Annotated in this window: 24 protein-coding genes; 1 reads left to right on the plus strand and 23 read right to left on the minus strand. The window is 70.8% G+C overall.

Annotated elements, in window-relative coordinates; genetic code table 11:
* Positions 1-6: 6 nt before the first annotated feature.
* The 23 genes from QSK05_RS21480 to QSK05_RS21590 all read right to left on the minus strand — a co-directional run bounded on the left by QSK05_RS21480 (position 7) and on the right by QSK05_RS21590 (position 22,147).
* The gene (locus tag QSK05_RS21480; RefSeq protein WP_285599068.1) at positions 7-882 is read right to left on the minus strand and encodes a matrixin family metalloprotease; all 876 of its coding nucleotides are present in this window, start codon (positions 880-882) and stop codon (positions 7-9) included.
* 339 nt (positions 883-1,221) lie between these two features.
* Entirely contained in the window at positions 1,222-2,979 is a 1,758-nt protein-coding gene (locus tag QSK05_RS21485) for an ABC transporter ATP-binding protein (protein WP_285599069.1), read from the minus strand.
* On the minus strand, positions 2,976-4,541 hold the full coding sequence (locus QSK05_RS21490) for an ABC transporter transmembrane domain-containing protein (RefSeq protein ID WP_285599070.1): 1,566 nt from the start codon (positions 4,539-4,541) through the stop codon (positions 2,976-2,978). Before QSK05_RS21490 ends, QSK05_RS21485 begins: the two co-directional genes overlap by 4 nt.
* 104 nt (positions 4,542-4,645) lie before the next feature.
* Complete coding sequence (locus tag QSK05_RS21495; protein WP_285599071.1) at positions 4,646-5,665, minus strand: ArsR/SmtB family transcription factor; 1,020 nt, start codon at positions 5,663-5,665, stop codon at positions 4,646-4,648.
* A 93-nt stretch (positions 5,666-5,758) separates the two neighbouring features.
* Positions 5,759-6,046, minus strand: coding sequence for a putative quinol monooxygenase (locus tag QSK05_RS21500; RefSeq protein WP_285599072.1), 288 nt, complete (start codon positions 6,044-6,046; stop codon positions 5,759-5,761).
* A gap of 9 nt (positions 6,047-6,055) precedes the next feature.
* Positions 6,056-7,057, minus strand: coding sequence for an LLM class flavin-dependent oxidoreductase (locus QSK05_RS21505; protein ID WP_285599073.1), 1,002 nt, complete (start codon positions 7,055-7,057; stop codon positions 6,056-6,058).
* Positions 7,054-7,293, minus strand: coding sequence for a hypothetical protein (locus tag QSK05_RS21510; protein ID WP_285599074.1), 240 nt, complete (start codon positions 7,291-7,293; stop codon positions 7,054-7,056). Before QSK05_RS21510 ends, QSK05_RS21505 begins: the two co-directional genes overlap by 4 nt.
* A 34-nt stretch (positions 7,294-7,327) precedes the next feature.
* The gene (locus QSK05_RS21515) at positions 7,328-7,606 is read right to left on the minus strand and encodes a TIGR04076 family protein (RefSeq protein ID WP_285599075.1); all 279 of its coding nucleotides are present in this window, start codon (positions 7,604-7,606) and stop codon (positions 7,328-7,330) included.
* The gene (locus QSK05_RS21520) at positions 7,599-8,357 is read right to left on the minus strand and encodes an SDR family NAD(P)-dependent oxidoreductase (RefSeq protein WP_285599076.1); all 759 of its coding nucleotides are present in this window, start codon (positions 8,355-8,357) and stop codon (positions 7,599-7,601) included. Before QSK05_RS21520 ends, QSK05_RS21515 begins: the two co-directional genes overlap by 8 nt.
* On the minus strand, positions 8,354-9,112 hold the full coding sequence (locus tag QSK05_RS21525; RefSeq protein WP_352302129.1) for an amino acid ABC transporter ATP-binding protein: 759 nt from the start codon (positions 9,110-9,112) through the stop codon (positions 8,354-8,356). Before QSK05_RS21525 ends, QSK05_RS21520 begins: the two co-directional genes overlap by 4 nt.
* A 5-nt stretch (positions 9,113-9,117) precedes the next feature.
* On the minus strand, positions 9,118-9,969 hold the full coding sequence (locus tag QSK05_RS21530) for an amino acid ABC transporter permease (RefSeq protein WP_285599078.1): 852 nt from the start codon (positions 9,967-9,969) through the stop codon (positions 9,118-9,120).
* A complete protein-coding gene (locus QSK05_RS21535; RefSeq protein WP_285599079.1) occupies positions 9,966-11,150 on the minus strand; it encodes an acyl-CoA dehydrogenase family protein in 1,185 nt (394 codons plus the stop codon). Before QSK05_RS21535 ends, QSK05_RS21530 begins: the two co-directional genes overlap by 4 nt.
* A 25-nt stretch (positions 11,151-11,175) precedes the next feature.
* Positions 11,176-12,171 carry an LLM class flavin-dependent oxidoreductase gene (locus tag QSK05_RS21540; protein ID WP_285599080.1) on the minus strand — a complete coding sequence of 332 codons (996 nt, stop codon included), beginning with the start codon at positions 12,169-12,171 and terminating at the stop codon, positions 11,176-11,178.
* 87 nt (positions 12,172-12,258) lie between these two features.
* Complete coding sequence (locus tag QSK05_RS21545) at positions 12,259-13,221, minus strand: transporter substrate-binding domain-containing protein (RefSeq protein ID WP_285599081.1); 963 nt, start codon at positions 13,219-13,221, stop codon at positions 12,259-12,261.
* A gap of 90 nt (positions 13,222-13,311) precedes the next feature.
* Positions 13,312-13,653, minus strand: coding sequence for a hypothetical protein (locus QSK05_RS21550; RefSeq protein ID WP_285599082.1), 342 nt, complete (start codon positions 13,651-13,653; stop codon positions 13,312-13,314).
* Positions 13,650-14,156, minus strand: coding sequence for a flavin reductase family protein (locus tag QSK05_RS21555; protein ID WP_285599083.1), 507 nt, complete (start codon positions 14,154-14,156; stop codon positions 13,650-13,652). Before QSK05_RS21555 ends, QSK05_RS21550 begins: the two co-directional genes overlap by 4 nt.
* Positions 14,153-15,031 carry a PaaX family transcriptional regulator gene (locus QSK05_RS21560; protein ID WP_285599084.1) on the minus strand — a complete coding sequence of 293 codons (879 nt, stop codon included), beginning with the start codon at positions 15,029-15,031 and terminating at the stop codon, positions 14,153-14,155. Before QSK05_RS21560 ends, QSK05_RS21555 begins: the two co-directional genes overlap by 4 nt.
* The gene (gene kynU, locus QSK05_RS21565) at positions 15,028-16,293 is read right to left on the minus strand and encodes a kynureninase (RefSeq protein ID WP_285599085.1); all 1,266 of its coding nucleotides are present in this window, start codon (positions 16,291-16,293) and stop codon (positions 15,028-15,030) included. Before kynU ends, QSK05_RS21560 begins: the two co-directional genes overlap by 4 nt.
* Positions 16,290-17,264, minus strand: a complete 975-nt coding sequence (locus tag QSK05_RS21570) for an amidohydrolase family protein (RefSeq protein ID WP_285599086.1) — start codon at positions 17,262-17,264, stop codon at positions 16,290-16,292. Before QSK05_RS21570 ends, kynU begins: the two co-directional genes overlap by 4 nt.
* 1 nt (position 17,265) lies before the next feature.
* Positions 17,266-18,120: a tryptophan 2,3-dioxygenase gene (gene kynA, locus QSK05_RS21575; protein WP_285599087.1), complete on the minus strand. Its 855-nt coding sequence runs from the start codon at positions 18,118-18,120 to the stop codon at positions 17,266-17,268.
* Between the two features lie 271 nt (positions 18,121-18,391).
* The gene (locus QSK05_RS21580) at positions 18,392-20,767 is read right to left on the minus strand and encodes a bifunctional salicylyl-CoA 5-hydroxylase/oxidoreductase (RefSeq protein ID WP_285599088.1); all 2,376 of its coding nucleotides are present in this window, start codon (positions 20,765-20,767) and stop codon (positions 18,392-18,394) included.
* Between the two features lie 31 nt (positions 20,768-20,798).
* Positions 20,799-21,674 carry an acyl-CoA thioesterase gene (locus QSK05_RS21585; protein WP_285599089.1) on the minus strand — a complete coding sequence of 292 codons (876 nt, stop codon included), beginning with the start codon at positions 21,672-21,674 and terminating at the stop codon, positions 20,799-20,801.
* Positions 21,671-22,147 (minus strand): cupin domain-containing protein, encoded by a 477-nt coding sequence (locus tag QSK05_RS21590; RefSeq protein WP_285599090.1) that lies wholly within the window; start codon positions 22,145-22,147, stop codon positions 21,671-21,673. The genes QSK05_RS21585 and QSK05_RS21590 overlap by 4 nt, the downstream gene beginning before the upstream one ends.
* A 92-nt stretch (positions 22,148-22,239) precedes the next feature.
* Between QSK05_RS21590 and QSK05_RS21595 the strand changes: the two genes are divergently transcribed.
* Positions 22,240-22,665, plus strand: coding sequence for a RidA family protein (locus QSK05_RS21595; protein WP_285599091.1), 426 nt, complete (start codon positions 22,240-22,242; stop codon positions 22,663-22,665).
* Positions 22,666-22,670: the final 5 nt, after the last annotated feature.

Below are 22,670 nucleotides of genomic sequence, written 5' to 3' on the forward strand. Positions count from 1 at the left end.
GCACCACTAGTTGAGGTTGCCGACCTTGACGTAGTCCGGGATGTCGATGCAGCTGGACTCGGTCCCGACCTTCCCCAGGGCCGTCGTGTCCTCATCGGCGAAGCCGTCCGGCGTGGAGGCCGACAGCTTCGGGTACATCAGCTGCTGCTGGTCCGTCGAGTCGGCCAGACCCATCACGTGACCGAGTTCGTGCAGGACGATGTTGCCCCGCGTCGCTCCCGCACCGAAGCCCTCCGGGAGGTCCGCGATCTGGTTCGCGTCGAGGAGAACCTGGCCCCGCACCGCCGCGGCGCCTTCCGTCTTCTGGTCGAACCAGCTCGTCCAGAGCACGCCGCCCCACCCCGGGTAGTTGTCCTCCATCTCGAAGTCGGTCTTGCTCTCGGGCCTGACCACGGCCACGACGATCTCGGCGGGCTGCTCCTGGACCGTGTCCTTCTGCGGTACGAACGAGGTGTCGCCGCGGTAGCGGTAGATGATGCCGGTGGCGGTGTGGAGCTTCTTGAAGGATTCCATGACGGTGCGCAGCATTTCGGCGCGCTGTGCCTTCGGCAGGTCGTCGAGATTCACCCGGTAGCTGACGACCGCCTGGCACGGGTTCCAGCGGATCTTGACGTCCTTGCCGCTGTGCAGGGTGGCGGTCATGAGCGAGTAGGCGCCGGAGTTGAAGCTCTGCGTGTCCGTGGCGGTGATCGGCTTGGTGTCGTTGCTGGTGATGGAGCTGACGTTGTAGCGCCAGGACTGGTCGCCCTCATCGGTGCTCGCGGTGACGGCGGTGGTCTGGGCCGAGGCCTGCACGGCGGACGACACGAAGCCGGGTCCGACCAGGAGGCCGACGCCGATGACGGCGGCGATGCTTCCACCGACCCACTCGAATCGCTTCAACGGCGTCATCTCGTGCCAGCCCACTGTGAACCTCAGCTCTCCCGGCACCCGCAGGTGCTATCGAACGGACCTCCGTGGTCACTTTCTGTAGTTCGAGAATGCGGGACGAGGAGTGAACGCGGTATCTGTCGTTCGAGTGAATACGTGACGCCACCGCACCCGCCGGTCACCTCCTGTGGCGCACGGCATACGCCGGGCCCGGGGCAGAAGCAGGCAAAAACCATGTTCGGGAATCCGGTCCGCAGCCGAACGGGTGAGGGCGCACGGGGCCCGGCTCCCGGCGGGCAACCGTGATCCCCCGGACGGCCCAGCCTGTGATGGGCGACCGAGCTGGTGGCGCTACCGGCGATGTCCCGACCGTGACCAGGAGTTCCAGAGCCGTGCGTAACGGCCCTGCCGCTCCAGGAGCTCCTCATGAGTGCCGTACTCCTCGATCCGGCCGTGCTCCATCACGGCGATCCGGTCGCAGACCCGTGCCTGGGAGAGCCGGTGGGCCACGACGACCACGGTCCGGCCCGACCGCAGCGCCAGGGCAGCCCGTTCCAGGTCGCGCGCGCCGGCGCTGCCGGCCTCGGCGGTCGCCTCGTCCATGACCAGCAGCGGCGGGTCGAGCAGGACCAGCCGGGCCAGGGCCAGTTGCTGCGCCTGGACGGCGCTGAGGGGGTGCCCGCCCGCTCCGACGAGGGTGTCCAGCCCGGCCTCCAGGCCCCGCGCCCAGGTGGCGGCACCCACCTTCTCCAGCGCGTCCCACAGGTGGCTGTCCGTGCCGGCCGGGTGAGCGAAAAGGAGGTCTTCGCGCAGGGTTCCACTGAACACGGGGGTCTCCTGGGAGACCATCGCCACCCAGTCGCGCCGCCGGGCCGGGTCCATCTCGGTGACGGGGACGTCGACGAGGCCGTCGTTCACCGACACCGTTCCGGCGGTGGCCGGGAACATGCCGGCGAGAATGGCCGCCAGGGTGCTCTTGCCCGCGCCGCTGGTGCCCACGACGGCCAGGGACGAACCGGCCGGGACATCCAGGTCGACGCCGTCGACGGCGTGGTGCCCGCCGCCGTAGGAGTGCCGGACACCGCGCAGGCAGACGGACACGCCACCGCGGGGAGAGGGCTGGTCGCGGTACGCGCGGGCGGGTACCTGCGTGACCCCGATGATCCGGGCCAGGGCGGCCCCGGCGCGCTGCACGGAGTCGAAGGAACCGAGCAGGGTTCCGAGCGGGTCGAACAGACGGTGGAACAGCAGGGCGGCCGCGGTGACCTCGCCCACCGTGACCAGGTCGCCGCGGACCAGCCAGTAGCCGGTCATCAGGATCGAGCACAGGCCCGCCGCCTCGGCCGCGTTCATCGATGTGGTGAGCCACAGCGACACCCCGATCGTGCGCACCCGCACGTCCAGGCTGTGGGCCGACGCCTGCTCCACCCGCCGGGACTGCAGGGCGGACATGCCGTAGGCGGTGACGGTGCTGCGTCCCTGGAGCGACTCCAGCAGCACCTGGCCACGTTCCGCCGCGGTGCGCCGTTCCTGGGCGTACAACGGTCCGGCCCGGGGCAGGTAGCGGCTCAGACCGAACCAGTAGAACGGCGCCACCGCGACGAAGGAGATCGCCAGCCGCCAGTCCAGCCCGGCCACGGCGCCGACGGAGGCCAGGACGGTGGTGAGAGCGGTGGACACCTGTGCGATCAGCGGGATGGCCGCGACGAAGTTCTCGACGTCGTCGGTGACCCTCGCGGTGATGTCCCCGCTGCCGGCGGATTCCAGGAGGGCCGGCTCGAGGCCCAGTGCTGCGGTCAGGGCCTGCTCCCGGATGTCGGCCGCGATCAGGGCTCCGAGCCGGGCCGTGGCCCGCAGGGCCAGGGCCGTGGCCAGGGCGCCGAGAACGCCGACAGCCCCGATCAGCGGCAGCAGCACCGGCAGGCTCTCCGGGCGTTCGAGACGGACGGCATCGACGAGCCGACCCAGCAGCAGCGGGAGCATGACGATTCCGGCGCTCGCCAGCAGGGTCCAGGACACGGCGGCGGCCGTCGCCGGCCGGTGCCCGGCGGCGGCGCGACACAGCCCGGCCCAGGTCTGCCGGCCGGTGGCCACGGGAAGGACACTCATCGCAGCACTGCCTCACGGTAGTCGGGACGTTCCATCAGGGCGCTGTGCGGGCCGGTGACCGTGGCCGGGTCGCCCGGTGGAGGGAGGACGAAGACGACCCGGTCGCAGGCCGTCAGCAACGCCGGCGAGGTGGAGACCACCACGGTGGTGTGCCGATCCTGGTTGCGCAGAAGCCGTAGCCGATAGGCGATCGTGTCCTCGGTGACGGCGTCCACAGCCGTCAGGGGGTCGCGCAGGACCAGCACCGCCGGGTCGGCGGCCAGGGCCCGGGCCAGGGCCAGACGCTGGCGTTGCCCTCCGGACAGGTTGGCTCCGGCGCCCTGTAATGCTGCCGTCTCCACCATCTCCATGGTGTCGGCCGCAGCCGTCACGAGGGCTCGGGCCGTCCAGTCCGGCGAGGTGTCGCGCCCGGTGTCCAAGGCCGCCTCCAGAGTGCCGCCCAGCAGATGGGCAGCCGCCGGTTCGACCAGGAACTGCGGCGAGGACAACTGGGCGAGCTCGTCCGTGACCTGTTGCGCCGCCGCCGGATCGGTGGTGACCACGCCGAGCATCTCGCCAGGAACCAGTTCGGCCTTCCAGTCGGTGATGGGTCGCCCGGACGTCCCGGGAACCACCCCGGAGGCCGGCAGCAGCGGCGCCACCCGGGCCGCGCCGGCCCGTGAGACCGCCACTGACTGGACCCCGCTCGCCACCCTCTGGACCGGGTCGGCGACGAACGAGGCCATGGCCACCACGGTGATCAGCTCGCCCACCGTGATCCGTCCGGAGAGAGCCATCTGCCCGGCGACCGCAGCGGTCGCGATCACGACCAGGACCGTGGCCACCAGACCCACGGCCGCCACCACCGCGGACGCCGTGGCCGCCTCGAGAGCCGCGTCCCGTGACCGCCGGCTCACCCTTCGGTAGCGGCGTGCGGCCTCGCCGATCCCACCGAACCCCCGGATCGGCCGCAACGCGGTCACCAGCTCGGCCGCGAACGCCGCTGCCAGACCACCGGTCTGCTGCTGGGCCGCGACCTTGCGCTCGAGCCAGGGGCCGATCCGGTCGATGCCGGCCATCAGCAGCGGAACCACCAGCACCAGGCCGAGTCCGAGGCCAAGATCGATGCGCACCAGCACGGCCACGGTCACGGCCAGACCGGTGAGGCCGGACACGATCATCGCGGCCGCCGGGACGATCGCCGCGACGCCGGCGGTGTCGGAGGTCAGGATCGCCATCAGCTCCCCGGCGCTCCGGCCGCGTCCGGCGCCGGGATCGGCGAGGATCCGGTCCGCCGCCCGCACCCGCAGCTCGTGGGCCTCCCGCTGGAGGGTCACCGTCAGGATCCAGTACTGGAAACCGCCGCAGGCCGCCAGGAGCACGAAGAGAGCCAGAAGGGTGGACACGGCGACGAGGAGGGCCACGAGGCCTCCACCGTCCACGGCCTGGTCAACGGCCAGGCCGATGGCCAGCGGTACTAGTGCCTCGCAGGCCTGGTGAACCATCGAGGCGGAGGAGCCGAGAGTCAGTGGGCGTGCGCGGCGCCGGGCCACACCGAGTAATAGGGCACGTTCAGGACGCATGAAAACACATACCTCGTGTCGATCAAGGGCGGTATTGATCGACACGGTAGGTACCCCGGTCGCGGCGGCGGTATCGATTCGGCCGGAGCCGAATCCTCGCGGGTCTACGCGCCGTCGTCGGGTGGGGCCAGCAAGGAAAGCAACGCCACACCGGAGGGTTCCAGCTCGTACAGCACGCTGCGGCCCGAACGCCGCCGGTGGATGACGCCCGCCGTCAGCAGCCCGGCCAGGTGCTCGGAGACGGTGCTGGGGGCCAGGCCCAGTTCGCCGGCCAGCCCGGTCGTGGTGGAGGGCCGGCGCAGAGCCCGCAGCAGCGTCGCGCGGGCCGGGCCGACCAGGACGGCCAGCCGGTCGGGCTCCTGCGACCGGGGCGAGCCGCTCCCGGCCAGCCGCGCGGCTCCCCGCGCCTGGTAGGAGATCGACTGGATGCGCGGATGATCGGTCGAGACCATCGTGGTGTTCTCGGCGAAGATGAGCGGGACCAGGAGCAACCGCTGATCGACCGCGATCAGTGACGATTCCTTGTTGCGCTTGGGAAAATTCAGCACCGGGGCCTGCCATACCTGCGGCCCGTGCAGGTCCAGGAGCAGCGCGTCGGCGCCCTCGGCCGCGAGCCGCCGGGCCCGCAGGAGCACCTCCTCGTCCAGGGCGGTGCGCATCGCCGGCCAGTACGGGGCCATGGCCCGGTCCCAGAACACCGCGAAAGCCTCGGCCAGCCGGTCGAAAGCCCTTTCCGGTTCCTGCACGTACCGCTGCAGGAAATCGGGAGCGCCCTCGGGGTAGTGCTTGCGGACCTGTTCGTGCACCAGGGCCGGTGGCGTGCCCCGCAGCCGGCCCAGTTCCGCCGCCAGGTCGGGAACCGCCTCTTCGGGGACGGGCGTGAAGACGTCGGGTGTCGGGCGGCCGTGGTCGGCGCCGTAGAGGTCGCCGTACAACCGCAACGGCGCCGTCTGCGGCGCCGTGCGTAGCACCTCGGCGGCGGTGCGGGCCCAGTCGGTGTAGGGCCACGGCACCGCGGCCGGATGCCGGTGCAGGATCTCCAGCCCCCGGACCATCTCGAGCAGCTGGCTGACCGCGATCCGGGTGCGGGCCAGGGTCACCTCGTCGAGGTGGATGCGGATCACCGCACCGAGATTAACGAACGGACGGGGACACTTCGCATGATCACGAGCAGGAAGCTTCTTTTGCCCGTCATCATGCAGAGTGTCCCGTCCGCCTTACTCCACGTCGTCGTACTGGGCGAATTTCGGCGGGGCCGCCGCCGCGCCGCTGATGAACGTGGTCCAGGCCTGGGTGTGGGCCTGCTCCTTGTGGGCCTCGTGGTCGGCCGCCGTGGTCCAGACCTCCAGCAGGCGCAGGTTCTCGGCCTCGCCGAGCTTCCAGGACAGCTGGTACTCCACGCAGCCGGTCTCCTCCAGGCACAGCTTCTGGAAGGCGGCGCCCTGCGCCTCGACCTCCGCGACGTGCGCCGGGTCGACGGTGATGCCGCCGTGAACGATCCTCATGATCTCTCCTCAGACGAGTTCGCGCAGCGCCGGCAGCACCTGGCTGCCGATCAGCCGCACGGCCGATACCGGGTCCGGTCCCATCGGGGGACCGAACGAAATATGTTTCACCCCAGCGTCGATGAGCTGGGCGCACTGCTCGATCACCTCGTCCACCCCACCCACGATGCCCAGCTCCAGCATCGTGTCGGTGACCGAGGCGACCGCGTCGTCCTCGCGCCCGGCGAGCATCAGCTCCTGGGTGCGGGCGAACTCCTGCGGGTCGAGCCCGTTGGCGGCCAGGGCGTCGGTGGACAGCGAACCGCTGTAGAGCGCGATGTGCCGCGCCATCAGGGTTCTCGCCTCGTCGCGGTCGTCGCTGATGCTCGCCCACACGCACGCCGCCACATCGAGGTCGTCGATGGTGCGGCCGGTCTTGGCTGCCCCGGCCTTGAGCTGCTCGACCACTCCGTAGACGTGGCGGGGCGGCAGGCACAGGGGCAGGGCGCCGTCGGCGATCTTCCCGGTCAGGTCGATCATCTTCGGGCCCATCGCGCCGATGTAGATCGGGACCGGGCGGTGGCTGCGCAGTTTCGCGTTCTCGGTCCACAGGTCACCGGTGCCGGGCACACCCGCCGGGCTGCGGCCGTTCGTCAGCTCGCGGATGGCGAGCACGGCCTCCCGGGTGCGGACCACGGGTTTGGCCGGCTCGAGCCCGGCCCAGCGGAAGAACACGTCCGAGCCGGCGCCCAGGCCCAGCAGGAAGCGGTCGCCGGAGATCTCCTGCAGCCCGGAGGCGAACATCGCGATCTGGGCCGGGTGCAGGGAGACCGGGTCGATGACGCCCGAGCCGAACCGGATCCGGGACGTCTTCATCGCGATCGCCGCGAGCGTCACCAGCCCGGGTTCGCCGAACATGTCGTTGCCGGTCCACACCTGGTCGAAACCGGCGTCCTCCACCAGCAGGGCCTTCTCGACCACGGACATCACGCCGTGCCCGCCGATGCGGGCGCTGAAGATCAGCTCGCTCACGACTCCTCCAGGGGCTCGACGCGGATGTGCAGGTTCTCGGGCGGGTCCGGACAGGCCAGCAGGGGCCTGGAGCGCAGGAACTCGTCGGGTCCGGCGGCGTCGAGCCGTCCCAGCACCGACGGGATCACCGCGGCGATGGCGAAGTAGCAGAAGCGCTTTCCCTCGGGCACGGTGACGCCGGTGGGGGAGAGCTCGAACCAGTCGCCGACCTCCAGGGCGCACGCCGAGTAGTTCATGTCCTCCACCGTGCAGCGGACCTTCACAGCTTGATCACCAGGCCTCCAACCGCAGAACGACGTTCTCGGACACGTCCGGACAGCACAGGAACGGTTTGCGGGCCAGCCAGTCGTCGGCCGGCAGCGCGTTCTGGCGCATCCCGAGCACCGGGATCACACTCATCAAGGCCTGGGGGCAGAAGGGTTTCCCGCCGGTGGAGAGTCCCGGCCCGTCCACGTCGACACTGTCGCCGACCCGGATGCCGCACCTGGGTGCGTCCGCCCGCTCCACCACGATCCGCACCCTGGGTGACGGGGGCAGCATCTCAGCCATGGATCGGCTCCCCTCCGGTCAGCCAGAGCACCTGCCCGGTGATCGCGGGGGAGTCCACGAGCGTGAGGACGCCGTCGGCGACGTCGGCCGGGGAGGGGAACCGGGGCAGGGCCATCCGTTCGAGGAGCCGATCGGAGAGCGCCGCCTGCTGCGGGGTCAGCTCGTCGGGGACGGAGGGGTCGACCACCCGCCCGGGCGCGACGATGTTGGCGGTGATCCCCGCGCGTCCCTCCTCCAGGGCGAGGTACTTCGTGAGCGTCGTGGCGGCGGCCTTCGCCGCGCCGTAGAAACCGAATCCTGTTGCCGGCCGGGACATCAGGGCCCCGGACAGGTAGATGATCCGGCCCCGGCCGAGCGCGCGCATGGCCGGCACCACCCGGGCGCAGAGCGCGGCGTGGGCAGACACCCCGGCCAGCTGGGCGGCCAGGGCGGCGGGATCGCCGTCCGCCACCGCTGCGGGTGACGACAGGCCCGGGTGCGCGGCGTTGACGAGCACCGATACCGGTCCCAGGTGGTGCTCCACGGTGTCCACGGCGTCGGCGAGCTCCCCGGGCGAGGTCAGGTCGGCCCCGACCACCAGATGTTCCCCGGGCAGCCCCGCGATCAGTTCCTGGGCGGTCTCGGGACGGCTGCGGTAGTGCACGGCGACGCGTAGTCCCCGCCCGGCCAGCGTGGCCACCACGGCCCGCCCCAGCGGGCCGGTGCCGCCCGCGACCAGGGCGACCGACGCGTCCTCGATCGTGGTGGTCATCGCAGGACCGCCGCCAGGAACGCCTGGGTGCGCTCCTGCGTGGGCGACCCGAGCACCTGCTCGGGGGTTCCCTCCTCGACCACGCGACCCGCGTCCATGAAGATCACCCGGTCGCTGACCTCGCGGGCGAAGCCCATCTCGTGGGTGACGACGACCACCGTGATGCCGCCGGTGGTGGCGAGATCCTTCATCACGCTGAGCACCTCACCGACCAGCTCGGGGTCGAGGGCGCTGGTGGGTTCGTCGAAGAGCATCACCTGCGGGCGCATCGCCATCGCCCGGGCGATCGCGACCCGCTGCTGCTGGCCGCCGGACAGCTTGGAGGGGTAGGAGTCCTCCTTGCCGGAAAGTCCCACCCGGCCGAGCAGTTCCTGGGCGTAGGCCCTGGCCTGCGCCGGTTTCTCACCTTTCACCCGGACCGGTGCGAACGAGACGTTCTCCAGCGCCGTCATGTGCGGGAAGAGGTTGAACTGCTGGAACACCATGCCGATGCCCAGGCGCTGACGGCAGGCCTCGTGCTCGCGCAGTTCGTGCAGCCGGCCGTTGTGCTCGCGGTAGCCGACCAGATCGCCGTTCACCGAGATGCTGCCGGCGTTGATGTCCTCGAGATGGTTGACGGTCCGCAGCAGCGTGCTCTTGCCCGATCCGGAAGGGCCGATGATGCAGACCGTCTCACCCTGCATCACCTGGAGGTCGACACCGAACAGCACCTGGTTCTGGCCGTACCACTTGTCCACGCCCTGGATGTCGATCATCACGTTCATCGCTCGGCCGCCCGTCGCTCCAGGAAGAACTGCGCCGTCGAGTAGACGACGATCACCAGCAGGTACCAGATGGTGGCCACGATGAGCATCTCGATCGTGCGGAAGTTGATGCCCGAGATGCCCTGCACCACGGTGAGCAGGTCGCCACCGGCGATCACCGACACGATGGCCGAGGCCTTCAGCATGCCGATGAACTCGTTGCCCAGCGGCGGGATGATCACCCGCAGGGCCTGCGGCAGCACGATGTAGCGCAGGGTCAGGGTGCGGTTGAGCCCCAGGGCCTTGGCGGTCTCGTGCTGGCCGTTGCCCACCGCCAGCAGGCCGCTGCGCACGATCTCGGCCATGTAACCGGAACCCGCCAGGGACAGCCCGATCACGGAGGCCACGAACGGGGTCACGATCTCGCCGACCGGGGCCGACCAGAAGGTGACGTCGGTGAACGGGATGCCGAGGCGGAACTCCCGGAAGAACAGGCCCAGGTTGCCGACGAAGATCAGCAGCACGATCAGCGGCACGCCGCGGAACAGGAACACCCAGATCGACGCGGCGCCGGAGATGATCCGGCTCGGTGACATCCGCATGACGCCCACGACGATCGCCAGGGCCAGCGCGACCACCATGCCGATGACGGTCATCTCGAGGGTCAGCAGCAGGCCCTTGAGCACGGTCCGGGCGAAGAGGTACTGCCCGACCACGCTCCACTCGAAGTTCGGGTTCGTGGCCACGCCGTAGAGCATCCAGGCCACGAGCAGCACGACCACGCCGGCCCCGATGCCGCGACCCCAGTGCCGGACCGGCACCACGTCACGTTGGGGCGCCTTCACCGTGTCGATGCCGACCTCGGTCATGCCGCCTCCTGCGGATGCGCGGTGACCAGGGCCTGGCCGACCGACAGCCAGCGGCTGCGCCAGGTGGAGGCGTGGGCGCCCATGCCGGTGGTGTCGCGCACCAGCTTCTCGAACGGATAACGCTCGTAAATGGCCTGGGAACCCATGATCTCGCCGCAGTGGTCGACCACCCGGCGGGTGAAGTCGTGGGCCAGGGGTGCGTCGCCGCGGGCCATCACGGTGTCGTCCGGCACCACGCCGGGGGTGAAGATGGCCGCGTCGATCGCGCTGACGCCGTCGATCACCAGGGAGCGCGCGGCGTGCACGTAGCTCGACGCCTCTCCGAGCAGGCTGATCTGCCGCTCGCTGGGCGTGCGGCCCTTCGCGGACGCCAGGGCCGCCAGATAGGCGGTGGCCAGGTCGATCGCGTGCTGGGCGATGCCGACCGAGATCCCGGCCATGCTGTAGAACGGCAGATCGACGTGCTTGTTCAGCGGTTCGGCGTCGGCGGTCGGGGTGAAGAACCGGTCGAAGCAGTGGTGCTCGGGCACGAACACGTCGGTGACGGTGTAGCCCTGGCTGGCCGAGGCCCGCAGGCCGATCACGTGCCAGTCGTCCAGCAGCCGCACCTGGTCGGTGGGCAGCCACACGCCGAGGGTGAGCACGCTGCCGTCGGCCTTGCGCACCTTCTCGCCGGCCTCGGTCTCCACCTCGGCCCCGCCGACGATGCGCTCGGCGGAACGGATGCCGCTGCCGAAGTTCCAGGTGCCGGTGACCCGGTAGCCGCCGGGCACCTGCACGGCTTTCGCCTTGGGGTGGAACGAACCGCAGGTGGGCAGGTCGAGGGCGGGGTAGAGCTCGTCGTAGGCCGCCGGCGACAGGCGCCCGGCGTAGAACCCGGTGGCGGCCAGGACACAGACGTTCCAGGCGATCCCGGCGTCGGCCGTGGCGATCAGCTCGATCATCCGGGTCTGGTCGGCCAGGGTCATCTCGGGCCCGCCGTGCGCGGTGCTGAAGCCCACCCGGAACGTTCCCGCGGTGCGGAAGGCCTCGCGCAGCCGGTCGGTGAGGTGGCCCTGCGCCTCGCACTGCGCGGCGTCCTCACGCACGAGCGGCAGCAGGGCCTGCACGTTGGCGAGGATGTCGGCCGACGTCAGCGGTTCGCGCAGCTGGGGCTCGGGGGTGGCGGTGGCGGTACTCATGGCTGATTCACTCCCTGGTCGTGGTTCAGGTGGGGCGCAGGGCGGGCAGCACGTGCCGGCCCAGCAGGGTCAGAGCTTGTACGGGGGATGCGCCCAGGGGCTGCCCGAACGACAGATGGTGGACGCCCCGGCTCACCAGTTCCTCACAGCGTTCGGTGACGTCGTTCACGTCACCGGCCATGCCCAGGCGCAGCATGGCCTCGTCCACGGCGTCGATCGCGGCCTCGGTGTCCCCGGCGGTCATCAGGGCCTGTACGTGGGCGAACCGCTCCACGTCGAAGCCGGCCGCCTCCAGGGTGTCCGGGGCCAGCGATCCCGCGTAGGGCGCGATCTTCGAGGCCAGTCGCCGCTTTGCGGCCTCCCGGTCGTCGTCGATGGACACCCACAGGCAACAGGCGAGATCGAACGGATCGGTGCGCCCGCCGCGTCCCTCATCGATCTGTGCGGAGAACCACTCGATCCGGTCGGGCGGAAGGCACAGCGCCAGCGCGCCGTCGGCCTCCCGCCCGGCCAGGGCGAGCATCTTCGGGCCCATCGCCCCGAGGTAGATCGGGGTGGGCAGAGCCGGGCCGTCCTTCAGGCGGGCCTGCTCGTGCCAGCCCTCGGGTACCCGGCCCTCCAGCAGCGCCCGGACCGCGCGCAGCCCTTCCCGGGTACGGGGGACCGGCCGGGCCGGCTCCAGCCCGGCCCAGCGCAGGAACACCTCGGAACCGGCACCCAGACCGAGCAGGTACCGGCCGTGCGAGATGTCCTGCAGCTGGGCCGCGATCATCGCGATCTCGGCCGGGTGCAGACTGACCGGGTTGAGCACGCTCGACCCGACCCTGATCCGGCTGGTCGCCGTGAGGGCGACGGTGACCGGGACGATGCCCGAGCGCCGCAGCAGGTCGTTGCCGGTCCAGATCTGGTCGAAGCCCAGTTCCTCGGCCGCCAGAGCACATTCACGGAACACGGAGACCGGTGTGCCGCTGCTGAGGCGGACGCTGAAGGTGAGGCGTTCATCGGGCTCGCGCGCTGTCACGGTTCCCCTTCCTCCTTCCGCCGCCGCACTTCGTTCGTCCTCAGGCAGACCTTCCCCGGGGAAGGTCTGCCTGATCATGGTTGACGACTAGGACTTCTCGCCGATCGCCGTCTTCGTGACCGGGTTGGCGACGACCTCGTCGGCGGTGATCTCCGCGTCGGCAAGGCCGTACTGCTCCATCACCTTGGCGTAGTCGCCGTTCTCGACGATCGTCTTCATGGCGCCGAGCAGGGCCTTGGTCAGGCCGGGCTGGTCCTTGGAGACGGCGATGGTGGTGTACTGCGGCTCGAACTCGCTGTCCGGCACGGCCACCACACCGAACGCGTCGCTGCTCTCCTCGGCCACCGCCTTCTGACTGGTGGTGGAGTCCATCCAGGCGGCGATGGTGCCGGCGCGTACGGCGCTGATCGCGGCCGTGGCGCCGGAGTACTCGGCGAGCTTGATGTCGTTGCCGGCGCAGGAGGCCTTGCTGACGGCCTTGATCGTCTCGGACTGGATGGAACCGACCGGCACACCGACCTTCTGGCCGCACATGCTGGCCAGGCCGCTGATCCCGGAGGTCTTGTCGGCGTTCATCAGCAGGGCCATGGACGACTTGTAGAACGGGATCAGGTCGACCACGCTCGTCTCCCGCTCGGCGGTGGCCGAGACCTGGCCCATCAGGGCGTCCACGTTGCCGGACTGGACGCCGGGCAGCTGGGCCGGCCACTGCATGTTCTTCCAGTCGACGGTGACATCGAGGACCGGGGCCAGCGCGGCGGCCAGATCGGGGGCGACGCCGACCGGGGTGGAGGCGTCGCCGGTGGTCACGCTGATGATCGGGGCGGTCTCCCAGAGGGCGCCCAGGGAGATCTTCTGGGATGACCGGATCGCCTCGGGCAGCTCGGCGATCAGGGCGGCGTCGGCCGTACCGGCAGCAGCGGCGGTGGAGGTGGCCGGGTCTGAGGAGGCCTCGTCGGTGGGGGTGGAGCAGGCGGTGAGACCGAGAGCCAGGATCGACAGACCGGCGGTGAGTGCGGCGGCGGGACGACGGGAAGACAGGGCAGACATGGGGAAATCCGTTCGGTCGGGGTGGGAGGCAGAACCGAGTGACGCTGGATAACCGGTGGGGAGCTGGATGGCCGCTGGACGGCCGTTGGATCAGCGCTGGGACAGGGCGAAATCCGTGACGACGAGGGTGCAGTTCTCGTCCCGGCAGGCGGCTTCGGCTGCGGGGCTGAGCATTCCGGGATCGAGCACGACGGTGGTGTACTCGTGCCCGAAGCGCTGGACGAACCAGGCCACGTCCTGCGGCCGGGTGGTGGTCTCGCCCGGTCGCGGTCGCAACCGGGCCAGGCGGCGGGCGGGCAGCTCGCCGCTGTGGGTGAGGATCTCGGCGATGCCGTCCAGAAGGTCGTCCGGGGCAGGCATCCCGACGATGATCCCGAGGCGCCGGCCGTGTGGGCGGTGCGCGTCGCGGATGGTCCGCAGGGGTTCGCTCATGCGGTCTTCTGCAGTCGCCGGAAGGCGGAACCGTGGAAGACCAGGGGGTCCTGGGCGGCCTCGTCGTGCCAGAGGGTGTGGACCTCCAGCAGAACCACCCGGTGGTCGCCGGCCGGCATCTCGCCGTACACCGAGCAGTCCAGCCACAGCGAGGCCCCGGCGAACAGGACGGCGCCGTCCTGCGTGAGGGTCAGGACGTCGTCGGCGAAACGGCTCGCGGTGTCGGCCCCGGCCAGGCGCCGGCACAGGTCGGCCTGGTCGGCACCGAGCAGGGAGATCCCGATGCGGGGGCTGCGGCGCAGCACCGGCCAGGTGCGGGACTCGTTGCGGGCGCTGAACATCACCAGGGGCGGGTCGAGGGAGACCCCGACGGCGAAGGACGAGGCGACCATCGCGGTCGGGCCCTCGCCACCCCGGGCGGCGAGCGCGACGACCCCGGAGGGGTAGCGGGCGAAGGCCCGGCGGATGAGGGTGGCGTCCTGGTTGTGGGCCGTGAGGGTCATCCGAGAGCCTCCAGTTGTTTCGTCGGGTCCGTCGTGGGTGCGGGCCCGGTGACCTCGTCCACGTAGGCGTGGGCCAGGGGCAGGATGCGGTCGCGCAGTTCGTGGAACACCGGCACGCTGCGGCGCCCGGGCCAGTCCGCCGGCAGGAGTTCGGGCGGCAGACCGGGATCGAGGTAGGGAATCTTGCGCCAGCTGTCCAGGCCTCGCACCCAGACCGAGAACGCCTCGCGCAGAGCCGGATTCGGCCCGAGTGCGCGCACCTCCTCCTCGTGGGCGTCGAGGAAGTCGTGGTGCAGGGCCCGCACGGCGTCCAGGTCCCACCAGCCGGCCACGGCCTCACGGGGAGGGCGGGGGCCGCGGACCTCGTCGGACAGGAACAGTGTGGCGTTCCGGCTCAGCCCGAGGTCGGCGAGAATGTCCTCGACCTCGGTGGTGAGGTACTCCGGGCAGATCCACAGGGCCGGTGAGACCGCGCCGCAGCCGATCCAGGTGAGCCGGCGCCGCAACTGGTGGCGCAGGTCGCGTTTCTCCTCCGGCACCGACCAGGAGATCAGGCACCAGCGACCGTCGGCCGTCATCGTGCGGGGATAGTAGATGCGGTCGTCGCCGCGCTCGAGCATGGGTGTGGCCGCGGGCGAGAGCCGGTACCCCGGGATGCCGTGCCGTGGTTCGGCACTCAGCAGGCCCTTGGCCTTCACCCGGCTCAGGGCCGTGCGGGTGCGGGCCTCCGGCACCCCGGCCGCCGCCATCAGCTCGATCAGGTCGGCCACGGCGATCCAGCCGCCCAGGCGGCGCAGCGACGTGCCGATGATCGAGCGCAGCAGTGACGTGGTGCTGCCGGGGGCGGAGTCGAAGTCGTCCTGAACGGTTTTCACGTGCGTTCGTCCAGGAGCTGGGCCACCAGGGTGAGACCCGCGGCCACCTCGCCGAAACTCGTGCTCAGCGGCGAGAGCCCGATCCGCATCCCCTGGGGCGGGCGGAAGTCCGGGATCACGCCGCGCTCCCAGAGCACCGGAATCAGGTCCCGGAAGGCCGGGTGCGTCAGCATCACGTGCCCACCGCGCCGGGCGGCCTCGCGGGGGGTGGCGATCTCGACCCCGAAGGGTGTCAGCAGCTCGTCGGCCAGGTCGATCACATAGGCGGTGAGGGCGCTCGACTTGGCCCGCACCGCGTCCAGCCCGGCCTCGCCGATCAGGTCGAGCATGTCGCGCATCGCGAGCATGCCGACCACCGGCGGGGTTCCGGAGATGAAGCGGCGCATGCCGGCGGCCGGGGCGTAGCCCGGGCCCATGGTGAAGGGCTCGGCGTGGCCCATCCAGCCCTGGACCGGCTGGCGCAGCTCACCCTGCAGGCGGCTCGCGACGTAGCCGAAGGCGGGGGCGCCCGGTCCGCCGTTGAGGTACTTGTAGGTGCACCCGACGGCCAGGTCGACGTTCCAGGCGTCCAGCTCGACGGGTACCACCCCGGCCGAGTGACACAGGTCCCACAGCACCAGGGCGCCCGCCGCGTGGGCGACCTGGGTGATCTCGCGGACGTCGGCCAGGAACCCGGACTTGAAGGCCACGTGACTGAGCACCACCAGGGCGGTGTCGGGCCCGACGGCGGCGGCCACCTCGTCCGTCGTGACTCCGCTCAGCGGATCGGGCTCGATCCAGACCAGCTGCGTGCCGGTCTCGGCCGCGATGCCCTCGAGCACGTACCGGTCGGTGGGGAAGTTCTCGGTGTCCAGCACGATCTGCGAGCGGCCGGGACGGGCGGATACCGCGGCCCGGCAGAGCTTGTAGAGCATGACCGTGGTGGAGTCGGCGATCACCGTCTGCCCGGCCGCCGCGCCCAGGGTCAGGGCGCCCAGGGTGTCGCCGAGGGTGAGGGGCGAGTCCATCCAGCCCTCGTCCCAGCCGCGGATCAGGCGGGGGGCCCAGACGTCGTCGACGAAGCGGGACAGGTGCTCGCGGGTGGCGATCAGCGGCCGCCCCAGCGAGTTGCCGTCCAGGTAGGCGATCAGCTCACCGTCGCCCGGCACGAAGCGCTCGCGCAGAGCGGCCAGCGGGTCGGCGGCGTCGAGCTCGGCGGCCCGGGCCAGCAGCCCCGAGCTGCTGGAGTCGGTGGAGTCGGTGGAGCTGGTGGACGCGGTCATCGGGAAAGTACCTCCGCAGCGGCAACGGTGAGTCGTTGCGCGGTCGAGAACCAGACGGCACAGTCTTGCGCGGTGCGCGGCAGGGGCCGGGTGTTGTGCAGCAAGCGGCCGGTGGCCGGGATGTCGGTCAGGTCGGCGATGTCGGGATGGTGGACGCCGGTCAGGGCGCCCAGCAGGGCGTCACCCTCGAGCCCGGCGGCCCCCAGAGCGAGGATCTCGGCCTCGTTCACCCCCACCGGGGTGGGGCCGTTGCCCATGTCGGTGCCGTAGCGCAGCCGGCCCCCGGCGGCGGTGAACCGCCGGGCGTTGTCCAGTGCGAGGGCCCGGGCCGGCCCCTCGTGGATGGCGAAGGTGCTGATCCAGGTGATCGACCCGGCCATCGCGGCGATGGTGGCGTCGTCGAGCCGCTCGCTCCAGGGGGCGTGCACGAGCACGTCGGCCCCGGCCGTCGTGGCCCGCTGCGCCTGCCCCTCGCCCTCGGCGTGCGCGCTGACCGTGAGCCCCGCCGCGTGCGCGGCCCGGACCAGCGTGTGCAGCAGGTCGTCGGACAGCGCAGGGCCGCCGGTGTGGAGAGTGACCTTGAGGGTGTGGGCGCCGGCGGTCACGAGCGCGGCCACGGCGGTCTCGGCCTCGCGGGCGTTCGTGATCGCCCGCACCGATCCCGGCGGGGCCCAGGAACGCGTTTGCGGGTAGCCACCGGGTGCTGTGTGGAACGGCCCGGCCGCCTCGAGGTGGACCGAAGGACCCAGCGTGGCCCGCCAGGCGGGCGCCGCGTCCGGCAGCCAGCCGAGGTCGTGCACCTCCACCACGGCCGACCCGGCCAGGCGGGCGTGATCGACCAGGCCCAGGTGCACGTGCGCGTCCACCAGCCCGGGCAGTACCGAACCACCCAGGTAGGGGGCGTTCTCGCCGGTTCCGGCCGGTGGTGCGGGCCAGACCGCGTCGACCCTCACGTGCTCCAGGACGGTCATCTCAGGCGCCGATCAGACTGCGGACGGTGAACAGCTCGGGGAAGAACGTGAGTTCCAGCGCCCGGCGCAGGAACGGCACCCCGCTGGAGCCACCGGTGCCGACCTTGCTGCCGATGATCCGCTGCACCGTGGACAGGTGCCGGAAGCGCCAGTTCTGGAACGCGTCCTCGATGTCGACCAGGTCTTCGCAGGCTTCGTAGAGATCCCACTCGGACTCCACGTTCTCGTAGATCTTCTGGAAAACCGGCACCAGATCCGCCTGCTCGGTCCAGGGCAGGCGCACGTCGCGCTCCAGCACCTCGGCCGGCACCTCGTAGCCCCGCCGGGCCAGCAGCCGCAGGAAGCTGTCGTACACCGTCGGCTCGCCCAGCAACTGCTCGAGCGCGGCGTGCACCTCCGGCCGGGAGGCGAAAACGTCCAGCATGCCTTCGTTCTTGTTGCCGAGCAGGAACTCGACCGAACGGTACTGGTACGACTGGAAACCCGAGGAGGGCCCGAGGATCTTGCGGAAACCCGCGTACTCGCTGGGCGTCAGCGTGGCCAGTACCGACCACTGCTCGGTCATCGTGGCCTGGATGTGCTTGACCCGCGCCAGCCGCTTGAGGGCCACCGGCAGCCGGTCCGCGTCGATCAGGTCCCGGGCCGAGAGCAGCTCGTGGATGATCAGTTTCAGCCACAGCTCGGTGGTCTGGTGCTGCACGATGAACAGCAGCTCGTCGTGGTGGGCCGGGTTGCTGAGCGGGTGCTGCGCCTGGAGCACCTGGTCCAGGCGCAGGTAGTTCGCGTAGTCCATGACCTCGTGAAAGTTGGTCCGGACACCGCTTTCGAGCTGGCGCTCGCCGTTCTCGACGCTCACGGGAACCTCCGTCGCTCGGTGGTGTTCGGTGATCGTATCGACTTTGTGACGGTCGTAAAGATGGTGAGATGTAAACTCGGGATTTCCTGCAGCTGTAGGTCAAGTGCCCCTGGCCGGCGATATGTCAGCAAAGGTCCCGAAGGCGCGGCCCGCGCCTTCCCCGTCCTTCCTTCGTGATCATGCAAAACCTCCCCAGAGTTCTAGAACTCTGCGCTGGACAGTTCTATAACTTCGGGGAGGTTTTGCATGATCACGGGAGTTTGGGGGGCGTTCAGCCCGTGAGGGCGGGGCGCCAGCGCAGGTGGGTGCGGTCTTCCTCGGGTCGGGTGGCCCGCAGGAGCTGCAGGCGGGGGCGGACGGCGTCGGTCCGGGCCGAGGGCGGGCGGCGCCGGCCGGCGGCGAAGGGTAGGGGCCAGGGGGCGCCCGGGCCGCGGTAGTCCTGCTCGGCGGCGGCGTGCAGGGTCCACTGCGGGTCGTAGAGATGGGTGCGGCCCAGCGCACACAGGTCGGCCCGGCCGGCCAGCAGGATGGAGTTCACGTCGTCGTACGAGGAGATGGCCCCCACCGCGATCACGGCCACCCCGGCCGGGCCGGCGACCTCGTGCCGGATCCGGTCGGCGAACGGCGTCTGGTACGAGCGCCCGAAGGCCGGTTTCTCCTCCTTGGCCACCTGCCCGGACGACACGTCGATCCCGTCGGCCCCGTGCTCGACGAAGGCGGCCGCGATGGCGACCGCGTCGTCCACCGTGTTCCCACCGGGCACCCAGTCGGTGGCCGACAGGCGCACCAGCAACGGACGATCGGCCGGCCAGACCGCGCGCACCGCGTCGAAGACCTCGAGCGGGAAACGCAAGCGGTTCGCCGCACTGCCGCCGTACGCGTCCTGGCGCCGGTTGGACAGGGGCGACAGGAAGGACGACAGCAGGTACCCGTGGGCGCAGTGCAGTTCCAGCACGTCGAACCCGGCCGCGGCCGCCCGGCGGGCGCAGGCGGTGAAGTCCTCGACGATCGCGGCGAGATCGGCGCGGGTGAGCTCGCGGGGCACCAGGGAGCCGGGACCGTAGGGCAGCGCCGACGGGCCGGTCACATCCCACCCGCCCTCGGTCAGGGGGTCGTCGATGCCCTCCCACATCACCTTGGTCGAGCCCTTGCGCCCGGAATGACCCAGCTGCACACCGATCCGCGCACCGGGCGAGGTGTGCGCCAGGTCGACCACGCGCCGCCAGGCGTCTTCCTGTTCCTGCGTGTACAGCCCGGCGCAGCCGGGGGTGATACGGGCCTGCGGTGACACACAGACCATCTCGGTCATCACCAGCCCGGCGCCGCCCAGGGCCTTGGAGCCCAGGTGGGCCAGGTGGAAGTCGCCGGGCACGCCGTCCACGGCCGAGTACATGTCCATGGCCGAGACCACCACCCGGTTGCGCAGTTCCAGGCCGCCCAGGCGCAGCGGCTGGAACATGGCCGGGACCGAGGGATCACCGGCGCAACCGGTGGCGAAACGTTCCTGTACCCGGGCCGCGAACGCCGGGTCACGCGTCCGCAGATTGTCGAAGGTGATCCGCCGGGAGCGCGTGATCAGGTTGAAGCAGAACTCCACCGGGTCGTCGGCCGCCTGAGCGGCGTACACGCCGAGGTTCTCGAACCACTCCAGCGATGCCTGGGCGGCCCGCTGGGTGGACTCCACCACCGGGCGCCGCTCGGTCTCGTACGCCTGCAGGGCCGCGTCGACCGATGGCTGTTCGTGCAGGCAGGCGACCAGGGCCAGGGCGTCTTCCATCGCGAGCTTGGTGCCCGAGCCGATGGAGAAGTGCGCGGTGTGCGCGGCGTCGCCGAGCAGCACCACGTTGCCGGTGCTCCAGTGCCCGCACCGCACGGTGGTGAAGTTCAGCCACTTGGAGTTGTTGGCCAGCAGCGCGGCGCCGTCCAGCTCCTGCGCGAACAGCGAGGAGACGCGCGCGATCGCCTGATCGTCGGACTCACCGGGCCCGAAGACCTCGCCGGTGTCGAAACCCGCCTTCGCCCAGACGTCCTCGTGCATCTCGACGATGAAGGTGGACCCGTCGTCGCCGTAGGGGTAGCCGTGCACCTGCATCGTGCCCCAGGGGGTCTGGCGTACGAAGAACTGGAACGCCTCGAACACCCGGTCGGTGGCCAGCCACATGTACTTGCTGTGCCGCACGTCCAGGTCGGGGGCGAAATCGTCGGCGTAGCGGGCGCGCACGGCCGAGTTGATGCCGTCGCAGGCCACCACCAGGTCGTACTGCGCCCGCAGGTCGTCCACGTCCGGGGCGGGCGTGCGGTAGCGCACGTCGATGCCCAGCTCGTGGCAGCGCTGTTGCAGCAGGGCCAGCAGCCGGTGGCGGTTCATCGCGGCGAAACCCTGCCCGCCCACGGTGTGCCGTTCGCCGTCGAGGTGGATGTCGATGTCGCTCCAGCGGGCGAACTCGGCCTCCATCGTGGCGTAGAAGCCGGTGTCGGCGTTCTCGATGCCGCCGAGGGTCTCGTCGGAGAACACCACGCCGAAGCCGAACGTGTCCTGCGGCGCGTTGCGTTCCCAGACGGTGATCTCACGGGTGGGGTCGAGCTGCTGGGCCAGGGCGGCGAAGTAGAGCCCGGCCGGCCCGCCCCCGATCACGGCGATCTTCATGGTGTTGCCTCTCTCAGTGATGGACGAGCCCTCAGATGCGGACGAGGCCTTCCTGGGCGACCGTGGCCAGGTGGGTGCCGTCGGGGGTGAAGAACCGGCCCAGTCCCAGGCCGCGCCCGCTGTGGGCGGTCACGGCCTCCTGGGCGTAGAGCAGCCAGTCGTGGGGCCCGGCGCTGCGGTGGAACCACATGGCGTGGTCGAGGCTGGCGGTGACCAGACCCGGCTGCCGCCAGGACAGGCCGAGCACCCGCAGCACGGGCTCCAGGATGGTGTAGTCGCACACGTAGGCGAGCGCGGCGGTGTTTCGCTGCGCGGCGCTCAGGCCGGGCACCTCGCGCAGGGTGTCGAACGGGCGCACCCAGACCGCCTGGTGCGGTTGACGTTCCCCGTCCACCCGCAGATAGACCGGCCCGGGCACGTGACGCAGGTCGAAACTGCGCCCCGACGACCAGTACGCGCGCACCTCCGGGTCGTCCAGGCCCTCCAAGGTGCTGGCCGCCGGGGGCAGGACGTGCGGGTCGGGGACGTCCGCCGGCGGGCTCGCGGTGTACTCGGGCCCGGGTTCGCCGGTGTGGAAGGAGGCCAGCGCCGTGTAGACGACCTTGCCGTTCTGGTAGGCCCGCACCTGCCGGGTGGAGTAGCCGCGCCCGTCGCGCAGGCGTTCCACCTCGTACCGCACGGCCCGGCCGATGTCGGCCGGGCGCAGGAAGTAGCTGTGCATCGAGTGCAGGGACCGGTCCTCGCCGGTGGTCCGCACGGCCGCGACGGCGGCCTGGGCCACCAGGTCGCCGCCGTAGGCCTTGGGCCAGGGGCAGGGGCCGGTGACGCCCTCGAAGGCGTCGTCGAAGACCTGGGCGGTGACCGGTTCGAGCGTGAGGACGTCGGTGAGGGTCTGCGATGTCGTCATCGGCGGCGGAAGCCGGTCAGGTCGGTGTCGGGGACGTCCTCGAAGTTGACCACGAGGTTCTCCGGGGTGCGGGTGGTCAGCCAGACGAGTTCCTCGGTGGTCGACATGTTGCACTCCACGTGCGGCAGGAACGGCGGCACGAACACCCAGTCACCGGTCTCCAGGTCGACGTACTCCTCGTAGGCGTGGCCGTAGTAGATGCGGGCCGAGCCGGAGAGCACGTAGCCGCCGGTCTCGGCCTCCCCGTGGTGGTGCGGCACCGACCGGAACCCGGCGTCGTTGAGTACCTTTCCGTACCAGAGGCGGCGGGCCGGGGTGTGCTGCCGGCTCACGCCCGACATCCGCACGGCGCCCCCGGAGTGCAGCGTGCGCCCGTCCTCCTCGCCGGCCCGGGTGACCACCGGCATCAGGCGGCCGTCGGGCAGCGCCCAGGGGGTCGGATCTCCTTGCAGTTCATAGCCTTCGAAGTTCATCCGGCAGCCTCCGTCAGGTTGGTATGTATCGAAGTTTGCACGATCGTCAGGTAGAGTCAATAAGACAGTAGGTCCGAGACGAGGAGTCGCAGATGCCCGTTCCCGTGAACCCGGCGTCCCTGCCCGTGCCCCGCGGCTACTCGCACGGCACGCTCAGTGGCAACACGCTCTACCTGGGCGGCCAGACCGCCCTCGATGCGGACATGAAGATCGTGCCGGGCGGGATCGTGCCGCAGTTCCGGCAGGCGTTCGGCAACGTCCTGGCCACCCTGCGGGAGGCCGGCGGCCTGCCCGAAGACCTGGTCAGCATCACGATCTACCTCACCGATATCCCCGGCTACCAGGCCCACGGTCGCGAGATCGGCCAGGCCTGGCGGGAACTCGCCGGGCCCGTCTATCCGGCGATGGCCGGCATCGGCTGTACGGCGCTGTGGCAGCCCGAGGCGCTGATCGAGATCGTCGGGGTGGCGCAGATCCCCTCGTCCCGGCTGGTCGAGCCGGCCGTCGTGTCCCGATAAGGTCC

This window comes from Kineosporia sp. NBRC 101731, from assembly GCF_030269305.1.
Lineage (GTDB): Bacteria > Actinomycetota > Actinomycetes > Actinomycetales > Kineosporiaceae > Kineosporia.

Coding starts and splice junctions, on each gene's coding strand:
- QSK05_RS21485 (WP_285599069.1), bottom strand. CDS start 2,979: ATGAGTGTCCTTCCCGTGGCCACCGGCCGGCAGACCTGGGCCGGGCTG.
- QSK05_RS21555 (WP_285599083.1), bottom strand. CDS start 14,156: ATGACCCTCACGGCCCACAACCAGGACGCCACCCTCATCCGCCGGGCC.
- QSK05_RS21510 (WP_285599074.1), bottom strand. CDS start 7,293: ATGAACTACTCGGCGTGCGCCCTGGAGGTCGGCGACTGGTTCGAGCTC.
- QSK05_RS21520 (WP_285599076.1), bottom strand. CDS start 8,357: ATGACCACCACGATCGAGGACGCGTCGGTCGCCCTGGTCGCGGGCGGC.
- QSK05_RS21535 (WP_285599079.1), bottom strand. CDS start 11,150: ATGAGTACCGCCACCGCCACCCCCGAGCCCCAGCTGCGCGAACCGCTG.
- QSK05_RS21500 (WP_285599072.1), bottom strand. CDS start 6,046: ATGAGGATCGTTCACGGCGGCATCACCGTCGACCCGGCGCACGTCGCG.
- QSK05_RS21525 (WP_352302129.1), bottom strand. CDS start 9,112: ATGATCGACATCCAGGGCGTGGACAAGTGGTACGGCCAGAACCAGGTG.
- QSK05_RS21515 (WP_285599075.1), bottom strand. CDS start 7,606: ATGGCTGAGATGCTGCCCCCGTCACCCAGGGTGCGGATCGTGGTGGAG.
- QSK05_RS21585 (WP_285599089.1), bottom strand. CDS start 21,674: ATGACGACATCGCAGACCCTCACCGACGTCCTCACGCTCGAACCGGTC.
- QSK05_RS21595 (WP_285599091.1), top strand. CDS start 22,240: ATGCCCGTTCCCGTGAACCCGGCGTCCCTGCCCGTGCCCCGCGGCTAC.
- QSK05_RS21490 (WP_285599070.1), bottom strand. CDS start 4,541: ATGCGTCCTGAACGTGCCCTATTACTCGGTGTGGCCCGGCGCCGCGCA.
- kynU (WP_285599085.1), bottom strand. CDS start 16,293: ATGACCGCGTCCACCAGCTCCACCGACTCCACCGACTCCAGCAGCTCG.
- QSK05_RS21580 (WP_285599088.1), bottom strand. CDS start 20,767: ATGAAGATCGCCGTGATCGGGGGCGGGCCGGCCGGGCTCTACTTCGCC.
- QSK05_RS21545 (WP_285599081.1), bottom strand. CDS start 13,221: ATGTCTGCCCTGTCTTCCCGTCGTCCCGCCGCCGCACTCACCGCCGGT.
- QSK05_RS21530 (WP_285599078.1), bottom strand. CDS start 9,969: ATGACCGAGGTCGGCATCGACACGGTGAAGGCGCCCCAACGTGACGTG.
- QSK05_RS21590 (WP_285599090.1), bottom strand. CDS start 22,147: ATGAACTTCGAAGGCTATGAACTGCAAGGAGATCCGACCCCCTGGGCG.
- QSK05_RS21550 (WP_285599082.1), bottom strand. CDS start 13,653: ATGAGCGAACCCCTGCGGACCATCCGCGACGCGCACCGCCCACACGGC.
- QSK05_RS21570 (WP_285599086.1), bottom strand. CDS start 17,264: ATGACCGTCCTGGAGCACGTGAGGGTCGACGCGGTCTGGCCCGCACCA.